Genomic DNA, 2,750 nt, shown 5'->3' on the forward strand with positions numbered 1-2,750 from the left:
CTGACCAGCCGCAACATTCCGCCGCCGCGTGGCGGTGATGCCTGGAATGCGATGTCAGTCATGCGCGCGATGAAGCGGCTGCGCATCGCGGGCAAATGACTCGCACCATCTGCGATCCCAACTGGATGTTGATGTGCGCGTTGTGGCAGTCGCAGCGTAAGCGCTAAGCCGATACCCTGGCTTCCGTCTTAGATTAGATGTGCGAAGAAGCCTCCGGCTTGAACGGAGGTTTGGGATGGAGTTGGACGGCAAAAAGGACGTCCATTTGGACGGCTCGTCGGTTGGGTCGGTCAGCCGGCTTGAAGTGCTTGAAGGACCGTCCGGGCTTCGTGTGCGTTCGGAGGCTGAGCGGGCTCGGATCGTCGCCGAAAGTCTGCTGCCCGGCGCTCAGGCGTCGGAAGTAGCGCGCAAGCACGGGGCGACGCGCTGGCAGATTTACGATGGGCGACGACGCTTTCGCCAGCGAGGCGAATTGCCGTCGTGCGGGGCATCGCAGCCGCCGTTCGCGCCGCTGGTTGTGGAGGGGCCGTTAGAGGAATGTCACGTTCCGGCGGCCAAGCTCGAAATTGCGATTGGCGACGTCGTCGTGCAGACAGACGCGGCGATAGATGGAGAGCAGCTGTCTCGGGTGATCCGCGCGGTGCGAGCGTCACGATGATTGTACCTGGCGCCGAGTTGAAGATTTATATCGCGACGCGTCCTGTCGACTTCCGCTGCGGCCACGATGGGCTTGCTGCCAAGGTGCAGGAGATGCTTGGTCTCGACCCATTGAGCGGTGCGGCCTACGTGTTCCGGTCGAAACGGGCGGACCGGATCATGATTCTGGTTTGGGATCGAACGGGCCTGGTGTTGGTGTACAAACGCCTTGAGGGCTGCAAGTTCGTATGGCCAAAGATTGCGGACGGTGTGATGCGGATATCGCCGGCGATGTTCGCGGCATTGTTCGAAGGCTTGGACTGGAGGTTGGTCCGCCCGGAGGAAGCGCGTCGCCCACAGATCGCTGGATAACTGCGGCCGAGTTGGGCATGGCGCCGGCGGCGCAGATGTGCTCGACATGGCGCATGAGCACCGCGACGCTTCGCGACGATAATGAACGCTTGAAGGCGCTTTTGGCGCAAACGCAGGCGGCGTTGAGCGAGCATCAAGCGGCGCTGGCAATGTCGGAAGAAGCGCGGCGCCGGTTGGAGGTCATTCTCGGCGAACTACGCCGGGAGAAGTTCGGAGCGAAGTCCGAGAAGCTGCGGCCAGATCAATATCATTTGCCGCTCGAAGACGTGGAGATCGCGCAAGGCGTCCTGGACGCGGCGCAGGAGAAGGCTGCGGCGGTCATCAGGGGCCGATCGCGCGCTGGATCGGATCAGGACCGTCATCGCAATCGGGGCTGCTTGCCTGCCCATTTGCCGCAGGTGGAGCGGATCATCGAGGCTGCGAGCACGCTGTGTCCGTGCGGTTGCGGCGCGATGACGAAGATCGGCGAGGACGTCAGCAAACGCCTTGACGTGATTCCGGCACAATGGCGCGTGCTGGTCACGCGCCGCCCGAAATACGTCTGCCGTCGCTGCTCGGGCGCTGTCGTGCAGGCACACGCGGCCGAGCATGTCGTGCCCGGCGGGCTGCCGACCGAAGCGGCCATTGCACACGTGATCGTCTCCAAGTTCGGCGACGATACGCCGTTACCGTCAGGCCGAAATCTATGCGCGACAGGGGATCCGGCTTGATCGGGCGACATTGGGCAATTGGTCAGGTCGCGCCTGCTTCCATCTGCAGCCCGTTGCCGACCACATGCGCCGCCATCTGGCAGCGGCGGATCGCCTGTTCATGGATGAAACCACGGCGCCGGTGCTCGATGCCGGGCGTGGTCAAACGAAGAGGGGCTACTTCTGGGCGATCGTCTCCGACGACCGCGGCCATAGCGGCCCAAGTCCGCCGATCGTGCTGTTCCGATATGCCCCCGGTCGCAGCGGTGCCTGCCTTCGCTGAGCAGTTCCTGGACGGCTTCAACGGACGCTTCCTGCAATGCGATGCCTATGACGGTTATGATCGGCTGATCGAAGTCGCCCGACGCAAGGGCCATGGACGCTCGTACATTGCTGGAGCCATTTGCGCCGGCGCTTCGTCAAATTGGCCCGTAACAGTAAATCGCCGATCGCCGAGGCCGCCGTCCGGCGGATCGCACAGCTCTACGCCATCGAAGCCACAGTCCGCGGTTCATCGCCGGACGTCCGGCTGGCTGCGCGCAAGGAACATTCGCTGCCGCTCGTCGAGGCGTTGAAGCCATGGTTCGAGAAACAACTGTCGATGATCTCGAGCGGCTCGACGCTCGCTGATGACATCCGCTACGCGCTCAATCATTGGCAGGGGCTGACGCGCTTCCTCGATGACGGGCGTCTCGAGCTCGACACCAATCCGGTTGAAAACGCGAAATCCGGCCGATCTGCTTGACCAGAAAAAACGCGCTCCTTCGCCGGTCACGAGGTCGGAGCCGAAAACTGGGCTTTGCTCGCATCCATCGTGGCGACCTGCAAGCTCAACGACGTCAACCCGGTCACCTACATCGCCGATACACTCGAGGCGATCATCCCCGGCCATCCTCAAAGCAAAATTGACGACCTCATGCCATGGCGGTTCCGCAAAACGTCAAGCCGGCATCAATAGGGTCGGCTAAGCGCTTACGTCGCAGCGCGTCTGAGCACACTCCATTCAGGAGAGGCTTAGGCGGCTTTCAATCGCCCGCCCGGCACAAAGGCGGT

General features: G+C 62.7%; 4 protein-coding genes and 1 pseudogene. All 5 read left to right on the top strand.

The features are described from left to right. The first annotated feature begins 235 nt into the window (after positions 1-235). The 5 genes and pseudogenes from SO139_RS45935 to SO139_RS45955 all read left to right on the top strand — a co-directional run bounded on the left by SO139_RS45935 (position 236) and on the right by SO139_RS45955 (position 2,655). Complete coding sequence (locus SO139_RS45935; protein WP_449384683.1) at positions 236-658, top strand: transposase; 423 nt, start codon at positions 236-238, stop codon at positions 656-658. Between the two features lie 17 nt (positions 659-675). Next, on the top strand, positions 676-1,008 hold the full coding sequence (tnpB, locus tag SO139_RS45940; protein WP_474805036.1) for an IS66 family insertion sequence element accessory protein TnpB: 333 nt from the start codon (positions 676-678) through the stop codon (positions 1,006-1,008). Between the two features lie 53 nt (positions 1,009-1,061). Beyond that, positions 1,062-1,718, top strand: coding sequence for an IS66 family transposase zinc-finger binding domain-containing protein (locus tag SO139_RS45945; protein ID WP_449384685.1), 657 nt, complete (start codon positions 1,062-1,064; stop codon positions 1,716-1,718). A gap of 10 nt (positions 1,719-1,728) precedes the next feature. Beyond that, positions 1,729-2,442, top strand: a pseudogene (locus SO139_RS45950) (IS66 family transposase). Positions 2,443-2,496: 54 nt separating this feature from the next. Next, positions 2,497-2,655 carry a transposase domain-containing protein gene (locus SO139_RS45955; protein WP_449384686.1) on the top strand — a complete coding sequence of 53 codons (159 nt, stop codon included), beginning with the start codon at positions 2,497-2,499 and terminating at the stop codon, positions 2,653-2,655. Positions 2,656-2,750 lie beyond the last annotated feature (95 nt).

This window comes from Bradyrhizobium sp. UFLA05-89, assembly GCF_059803475.1.